Origin of the sequence: Crocosphaera watsonii WH 8501 (genome assembly GCF_000167195.1) — a bacterium.
Lineage (GTDB): Bacteria > Cyanobacteriota > Cyanobacteriia > Cyanobacteriales > Microcystaceae > Crocosphaera > Crocosphaera watsonii.
In genome coordinates this window covers 1-8,499 of the sequence record NZ_AADV02000175.1, presented here as the reverse complement: position 1 = coordinate 8,499, position 8,499 = coordinate 1, and the positions used below count along the sequence as shown (strand labels likewise).

Genomic DNA, 8,499 nt, shown 5'->3' with positions numbered 1-8,499 from the left:
GAAGATTTAGAAGAAGTTAAAAAATTAGTACCAATTTCTACTTGGCATCGCTCTATTCGTTATAAAACAGAAAAGTCATGGAGTTGTCAAAGAAGAGTAGTGACAAAAGTTTGTTATGGAAGTGATGGCTTAAAAATGCGCCATGTGGTGACATCTTTGCCCGCTTCAAAAATTCCACCCTCAAAACTTTATACAAAAAAATACTGTCCGAGAGGCGAGATGGAAAATCGGAGTAAAGAACAACAATTAGACTTGTTAGCTGATAGAACTTCAACTCAAACATTTCAAAGTAATCAACTAAGATTATGGATACATTCCTGGGCTTATGTTCTCATAAATGCTTTTCGTCAACACTGTTTAAAAAAAACTTCATTGGCTAAAGCAACTGTGGGAAGAATACGTCTAAATCTTCTTAAGTTGGGAGCCAGAATAAAGATTAGTTGTAGAAGAATTATTATCGCTATAGCTAGTGCTTGTCCTTATCAAGATATTTTGTCTATTGCTAACAAAAGAATTAAAACTATTCCTAATACTGGATAAGTAGAATAAGTTGTTTTTTAAAAAAGATATCTATCATAAGTTGTTGACTGACTGATACTTTTATTTAGTCTTATTTATCGTGGAGGAAATCAAAAGTTAATATAATTATTCCCTCTTAAACTCAATTTTTGGATAATCAAAGTTAATTTTTTTATTCATCTATATTCAAAATTTCTATTAGTCCTAAAAATTATCATTTTTCATCTCTGGATTGGGCTTTCAAATTAATTTGTGAGAAATCCGGGTATAAGAGTTCCCAAAAAAGTTGAGGAATATATTCAGTAATATTCCTCAACTTTTTATCAGTCTTTTTACTGAAATATATTGTGAATTAATAAATCTATTTAAAGATTACCAAGAAAATGTAAAGTAATAGTGAAGCCACTGAGATGTTGACTTGACCACGTAATGTGCTACAACTAATTATAGTGCTTTCAAAGTTATTAAATCATTAAGCCCTTGTAAATCTTATTTTGAGGGCAATAAACACAAAACCTCAAAATTATGTCATCAATCAAGAAAAAAGCTATCAGAGGGACTATCTGGACTGTAGCTGGCTATGGAGGAAGTCAAGTCCTTCGTTTGGGTAGTAACCTAAGGTGATTTCCGAGAAAGCTTTTCCCATAGGGGGTAATCGCTTGGACTAAAGGCTTTCAAGAAATAAAAGGAACAGAGAGTTAGCGGATCTTGGTACACAACTTTAAAATTTCATAATTGGCTTGTCTGAAAAAACAGAAGAAATAGATTAAAATGAAGAGGTAAAAAGATTAGAGAGAGTAAATTGAAGCTAAAACAGACAAATAATCCCTTAACCCCGTCGATGGTCGATGATTTACGTTTAGCAGCCTCAAAAATGACGGGAGCAGAGCGTCGTTCATTTCAAGCTGAAATGTGTCTCAAGTATTGTGGAGGAAGTGCCAGACAAACCGAAATCGTGTTTGGTTGGGGGAGAAAAAATGTTCAACTTGGATTACATGAAAAACGAACTGGGATAGTGTGTTTAGGATTACAATCAGTCAATAGTGGATGTAAAAAATGGGAGGAAAGATACCCAATAGTTGCCCAATCATTGAAAGAAATAGCCGAAGCTCACGCACAACAAAACCCCACATTTAATAACCCCATTGCCTATACAAGATTAACGGCGGCTGAAGCCATTAAACAATTAAGAAATCTAGGATATAATGGAGAGGAGGTTCCTGCTGCTTCGACAATGGCAGATATTTTAAATCGTTTGGGCTATCGATTAAGAAAAGTGGTAAAAGCTAAACCTAAAAAAAAATCTCGGAGACGGACGCTATCTTCGAGAATATAGAGAAAAAAGATAGAAAAAAAGACCCTTCTGTGAAACGTTTAAGTATGGATTGTAAAGCAACTGTGGAAATAGGAGAATATTCACGTGGCGGACAAACCAGAGGTTATAATCAAGCTCAAGATCATGATATGGGAACTAAAGAAAAATACGTTCCTTGTGGGATTGTAGATGAAGAGACAGGGCAACTTTATGTAACTTTTGGAAGTTCTTATAAAACGAGTGATTTCATGGTAGATAACTTGGAGCAATGGTGGACAAGTCTGAGTATAACTGAAAAGCAGCAACTAGAGAACATCCAAATTAAAGTTGATAATGGACCAGAAAATAGTGGAATAAGAAGGCAATTTTTGAAGAGAATGGTAGAGTTTGACGACCAAACTAAGAAATCTATTCAATTACTATATTTTCCTCCTTATCACAGTAAATATAATCCCATAGAAAGATGTTGGGGAATTTTAGAGAGGCATTGGAACGGAACACTTCTGAGAAATGCTCAAACGATGTTAGCTTGGGTAAAAACTATGACATGGAAAGGCTTAAATCCGATAGTTAAGTTAAGTAAAAAAGTTTATCAAAAAGGCATTTCTTTAACGAAAAAAGAGATGAAGGAAATTGAGAAACGTTTAGAACGTAATCCTCACTTACCTAAATGGGATATTTTGATTAGACCCAGTTAGTCTAAAAAGTTAATAAGAGTGTAAAATTAAGTGAATTTCCTTTTTAAAAATAGTCAAAGCTAATTTAAAAGTTAGCGTATTTCTTTCTTTTAGATAGGGAGGTTTTTGTTCGCGGAAAGTATCCGCGAACAACTTTTTATTTTTCCCTTTTCGCTTATTTGAGATGTTCTACAAACAGATTCTGAGAATGGGTGGGAAACTTTTTCTTGGAAATCACCTAAACGCGGACCAAAATATGACCACCCAGGGAAGACCCGTAATGGTTTTGGTCAGCCCGATAAGATAGTCCCTTTAGAACTAGAAAACTGTCCTGTTTGTGGGGGTTCAGTGGAACGAGATGAAGTAGTTCCCGAAAAAGTCCAGCAAGTGGCTGAAGTAGTAGACCAACCCATAGAAATCAGGGAATATCGTCGCGGATTCTATAAATGTCCTAGTTGTGGATGGTCAGATTACAGTCCTGTTCCATTGGGAGTTAAAGAAGGATTCAGTTATGGGGCGCGATTAAGTAGCATCGTGGGCTGGCTTGGCTATGGGGGTAATCTTACATGGCGTAAACAGGAACATTTTATAGAGTATGTCTTTGGCATTCCCATTTCTCAAGGGAGCCTTGCCAAAATGCACAAATGGTTTCAAGAAAGTTTAGAACCCTTGACCCAACAGTGGTTAAAGTACATCCAGCAGCCAGGAATCCGATGTGTTGACGAAACCAGTTATTGCATCGATGGCATCAAGTATTGGGTTTGGGTAGCCACATCAAATGAGGTCTGTGTGTTGATGTTGGCTCCCACTAGAAGCTCCGCAGAAGTCGAGAAATTGTTAGGAGCAGATTTTAAGGGCATCCTCACCAGTGACTGCTATAGTGCCTACTTTAGACAAAGTGCGATGGACAAACAGAAATGTCTGGCACATTTAGAACGAGAGTTAGAGTCCCTTAAAACCAGTCGTTTTCAAGCGAATCGAGAATTTGCTGCCGATGTACAGCAAGTTTTAGCAACCGCCCGTATCCATTATCGTCATTATCATGCTCGAAATTTAACCCTTGAAGACTTAGGCTCCAAAAGAACAGAAGTCGAGAACTCACTGCAAAAGATTTTTAAAGCAACTCCCAAAAAAGGATGGCCTTATGATGCACAAAGATTGATTAACCGTCTCAAACGTCATTGGGAAGAGTGGTTCACCTTTCTAACTTATCCTGAAGTCAAACCAGATAATAATGATGCTGAGAGAGCTTTACGTCCCATTGTCATTCACCGCAAAGTAAGTGGGGGAGCAAGAAGCGACTGGGGTGCAGAGTTAGTCACCCAAATGTTCAGTTTTTTAGAGACCATGAGATTACAGGGGCAAAATGCCATTGTCCAATTATGCGAATTATTTTCATTAGCTGGTCGGAGTCCCCCAGGATTAGAGATGTAAAAGGCTCCGGAGCCGATGGGGGATAGATTTTTCTTGATCGCCCTATCTCTCTGCACAAAAATACACAAGGTTAGCGGATAATCTCCGCTAACAAAAAACTATCTTACTATTCTTTTTTTTCTCATATTGTTGTTTTTATTTGAGGTTTTTAAAAGACTTGATTCTGGGAATGTTAGTCATTAAAATAGCCGTAATAAATTAGCTTAAATTTTACGCTAAATCACAGGGCTTATATTTTTGTTGACTCAACTGATGTTGTTTGTAGTGCTTTTCAATAAGACTTTTTTGTTGCGGTGAGCAGTTACATTTCTAGTTCAGGAAAAGAATCTAATTTTTTCTCTGTTACTCTCTCAAATTTCCGCCAACCTTGAGCCTTTGTGTCAGGAAATTCTTGTAGTATATTTTCGAGAACAGTTTCAGGTAGAAAATTATCAAACACAATATGAGGAAAAGGTTTGGCATTTATATATTCTTGATGATATTTATGAGCCAATTCATCTAAGTGATTAGCATCTAAACAAAATTTTAGATATGTAGTTAGATATGTAGTTTCCATGACTAAAGTTTTCCTGTAGTTATAAAAATTATTTGAGTGTAAAGAAAAAGTTATTGATTCCAGTGAGAAAGATCACGACTAAGGAATTGAGATAATCGATGATTAGGTTCACGGAACTTTTCTATTAACATTGTACGAGTTTCAGGCAACATTTGGGGAGGAACATATTCTTGATTAGTCCACTTTCCATTACCAAAATTATATCCTATTTGATAGAAAGTTTGTTTTAAAGATTTCGGTAATAATTGACTAGCTGACTTAGCCAAAGGAATAGCTTGAATAGATTTGCTTAGACGACGACGAAAAAATTTCTCTGAATCATCATCAGCTTTGTTGGCAACGATTGCTTCTTTGTTCATTAGTTTAATATCGAAGTCAACCCCCAGGAAGTCAAATATTTTAGTCACTACACCCATAGGATTACTGATTAAATCTTCCATGAACAAAAACAAAAAAGATTCTTGTGGATAAAAAGGCAAATATTTCTCAATTTGCTCTAAATAGTGACTACTATCAATAAATTCACTTTGTTGAGCGATACCCTCTTCAAATGTTTTTGCTTCCATTAATTCATTTCTTGCTGGCAGAAATTCCCGATTATATTGACTTCGCCTTAATCGATACGCATAAAAGGAATAAGCACTATCAATAGGATGTCTCATAATATATATTAACTTAACATCTGGAAGATGTTTAGCTATACGCTCAGCAGTGTTCGGGTGCTGATGCGATCGTGAATAAGTCGTTGACGCTTCTCCACAAATCTGATGTGGTTTAGCTTCTTCAAAAAGTGACTCATACCATTCTATCCCCTTAGTATAATTTTGATCTAAAGAGAAAAAATCTGGTTCTTTTGGGGTACTCATAAAAATCTGAGGATGACGACACAAATACTCATATAACGTGGTTGTCCCGGATTTCGCTGCACCAATAATAATAAAATCAGGTTTCGTCACTAGGAAACTCCTCCAAATTTTTATTAAACAATGATCAACTGTAATAGGAATTATACCATTTAACAAATTTATCTAGTCCCTCTTCGATAGAAGTACGGGGACTAAAGCCAACATCTTTAATTAAATCATCGATATCAGCATAAGTCATCGGTACATCCCCTGGTTGCATCGGTAAAAATTCTTTAATAGCTTTCTTCCCGATACACTTTTCTAGCACTTCTATAAAAGTCATTAGTTGAACAGGTTGATTATTCCCTATATTATAGACTTTTGCTGGGACATTATTATTCAATTCTGAGCCTTGAGGGATCTTGTCGCTCACTCTTACAATTCCTTCGACAATATCATCGATGTAGGTAAAATCTCGCTTCATTTTGCCATGATTAAACACTTTGATAGGGCTTCCCTCCATTATAGCTTTTGTAAATAAGAAATAAGCCATGTCTGGGCGACCCCATGGCCCATAAACTGTGAAAAAACGCAATCCTGTTGTTGGTATTTGATAAAGATGACTGTAAGTATAAGCCATTAATTCGTTTGCTTTTTTTGTGGCAGCATATAAACTGATGGGAAAATCGACATTATCCTTAGTTGAAAAAGGTATTTTTTTATTCGCCCCATAAACTGAACTAGATGAAGCATATACTAGATGTTTTATTTTACTATGACGGCATCCTTCAAGAATATTGACAAAACCCACTAAGTTACTATCAACGTAAGCATAAGGATTTTCTAAGGAATAACGAACACCAGCTTGAGCAGCTAGGTGTATAACATAGTCAAAATTATTATTATTAAACAATTTAACCAGGTCATTTGTATTAGCAATATTAATCTGATAAAATGAGAATTTATCATAGTTTTTCAATTGCTGAAGACGATGTTTTTTAAGATTTACATCATAATAATTATTAAGATTATCAATTCCGAAAATATTATCTCCTTTATTGAGAATATCTTGGCAGACATAAAAACCAATAAATCCTGCAGCACCTGTTACTAATATGTTTTTCATTTTTTTTGACCAACCCTATGTATTCCAGTAATATGATATCATATCTTTAATTTATAAGTAAGCTCTAATTCCATCAATAGATATTCCTAAACCCAATAAATATCTGACTGCTGTTCCTAGAAAGATTAATCCTATCATGAGACTGGTAGCTTGTATATCCTGAGTGATATCTATCAATTTTTCTTGCCAAAGACCATAACTTATAGCGATATAGTAGGGAATATCATTAAAAGCAATAACCACAATACCTCCAATAATTCCTAGATTGATTAAAACTGAAGGTAAAAGTAAAAGCATATAGAAAAATTTACAGAAATTAGCAACAGCAGGATAAATTGTTTTGCCTAAAGCGTAAAGGGCTTTATCCATTGTCACTGATAATATTAATGGCCATAAACCAAGGACTAAAATAGGCAATATCCAGGCTGCATCGTTATATCTTGAGTCATACAATTGCAAAATTATGAAATCTCCTGTGCAGAATAATACACTGATCATCACAGCCATCAGCATTAATAGTAATTGACGTTTTCCCACAATTTTAGCACGCAAAGTTGCTCTGGGTAAGTGAAGTTTCTGAGATACCAATGGCATCATTATTTGCTGACTCACCTTTCTCAAAACTTGTTGAGGTATATTTGCAATAGTAAACGCCACAGTATAAACGCCTAAAATTTCTAGTGATGTAAATTTACCTAACATAATCTTATCCGTTTGCTGTGCTAAAAATGTCATTGCCGTTGCAATAAAAATCCAGCGACCAATAGAAATGATTTCTTTCAATGCTTCCTTATCCCAAGCAAAGCGGTTAGATATCGTCGGCTCCAGTCTGTGACTAATAGCCATCTTGATAAAGACAGAAACCAAACTACCCACCACCAAAGCCCAAATTGATCTATAGAAGTAAGCCAAGATAATCATAATACTCAAGGCCAATATTTGTATCCCTAAGTCAAGTACAGTTATTTTCCCAATTTCTAATTTACGATTAAGGGTAGGCAAAGAAGTTGAATTAAATCCTGAGATAATGGTTGTCAGTCCAACCGTAGGGAGCAACCAAACAAGTTGCTCATTGTCATAGAATTGAGACACAGGCCAAGCAATAAGACAACATCCTATCCACAACCCGAATCCCCTAATAACTTGTAATGTCCAAGCGGTGTTAAAGAAAGTGGGATCATCTCCCCTTGGACTGCGAATAATACTGGGTTTAATACCAATGTCTGAAAACAGAATTAAACCCTGAATAAACGTATTTACTAAAGCCATTAAGCCAAATAACTCTGGAAAAAGAAGACGAGTGAGAATTAGGTGATTTCCAAGAAAAAGTTTCCCACCCATTCTCAGAATCTGTTTGTAGAACATCTCAAATAAGCGAAAAGGGAAAAATAAAAAGTTGTTCGCGGATACTTTCCGCGAACAAAAACCTCCCTATCTAAAAGAAAGAAATACGCTAACTTTTAAATTAGCTTTGACTATTTTTAAAAAGGAAATTCACTTAATTTTACACTCTTATTAACTTTTTAGACTAACTGGGTCTAATCAAAATATCCCATTTAGGTAAGTGAGGATTACGTTCTAAACGTTTCTCAATTTCCTTCATCTCTTTTTTCGTTAAAGAAATGCCTTTTTGATAAACTTTTTTACTTAACTTAACTATCGGATTTAAGCCTTTCCATGTCATAGTTTTTACCCAAGCTAACATCGTTTGAGCATTTCTCAGAAGTGTTCCTTTCCAATGCCTCTCTAAAATTCCCCAACATCTTTCTATGGGATTATATTTACTGTGATAAGGAGGAAAATATAGTAATTGAATAGATTTCTTAGTTTGGTCGGCAAACTCTACCATTCTCTTCAAAAATTGCCTTCTTATTCCACTATTTTCTGCTCCATTATCAACTTTAATTTGGATGTTCTCTAGTTGCTGCTTTTCAGTTATACTCAGACTTGTCCACCATTGCTCCAAGTTATCTACCATGAATCACTCGTTTTATAAGACTTCCAAAAGTTACATATACTTGCCCTGT

At 35.3% G+C, this 8,499-nt stretch carries 6 protein-coding genes and 2 pseudogenes; 3 read left to right on the top strand and 5 right to left on the bottom strand.

Annotated features, from left to right (window positions below; translation table 11 throughout):
• The 3 genes and pseudogenes from CWATDRAFT_RS27450 to CWATDRAFT_RS27435 form a co-directional block, all read left to right on the top strand.
• On the top strand, positions 1–540 hold a 540-nt coding region (locus tag CWATDRAFT_RS27450), incomplete at its 5' end, for a transposase (RefSeq protein ID WP_007308049.1).
• 820 nt (positions 541–1,360) lie between these two features.
• A pseudogene (locus CWATDRAFT_RS42030) lies at positions 1,361–2,532 on the top strand (ISAzo13 family transposase).
• Positions 2,533–2,742: 210 nt separating this feature from the next.
• Positions 2,743–3,945: pseudogene (locus tag CWATDRAFT_RS27435) on the top strand (IS66-like element ISCwa4 family transposase); the annotation flags it as partial.
• A 301-nt stretch (positions 3,946–4,246) separates the two neighbouring features.
• Here CWATDRAFT_RS27435 and CWATDRAFT_RS27430 read toward each other — a convergent pair.
• The 5 genes from CWATDRAFT_RS27430 to CWATDRAFT_RS27410 form a co-directional block, all read right to left on the bottom strand.
• Positions 4,247–4,501: a hypothetical protein gene (locus CWATDRAFT_RS27430; protein WP_007308048.1), complete on the bottom strand. Its 255-nt coding sequence runs from the start codon at positions 4,499–4,501 to the stop codon at positions 4,247–4,249.
• A 50-nt stretch (positions 4,502–4,551) separates the two neighbouring features.
• A complete protein-coding gene (locus CWATDRAFT_RS27425; RefSeq protein WP_007308047.1) occupies positions 4,552–5,457 on the bottom strand; it encodes a sulfotransferase domain-containing protein in 906 nt (301 codons plus the stop codon).
• 34 nt (positions 5,458–5,491) lie between these two features.
• Positions 5,492–6,472 carry an NAD-dependent epimerase gene (locus CWATDRAFT_RS27420; protein WP_007308046.1) on the bottom strand — a complete coding sequence of 327 codons (981 nt, stop codon included), beginning with the start codon at positions 6,470–6,472 and terminating at the stop codon, positions 5,492–5,494.
• A gap of 51 nt (positions 6,473–6,523) precedes the next feature.
• Complete coding sequence (locus tag CWATDRAFT_RS27415; protein ID WP_157134188.1) at positions 6,524–7,813, bottom strand: oligosaccharide flippase family protein; 1,290 nt, start codon at positions 7,811–7,813, stop codon at positions 6,524–6,526.
• A 187-nt stretch (positions 7,814–8,000) separates the two neighbouring features.
• Entirely contained in the window at positions 8,001–8,450 is a 450-nt protein-coding gene (locus CWATDRAFT_RS27410; RefSeq protein ID WP_007308044.1) for an ISAzo13-like element transposase-related protein, read from the bottom strand.
• Positions 8,451–8,499: the final 49 nt, after the last annotated feature.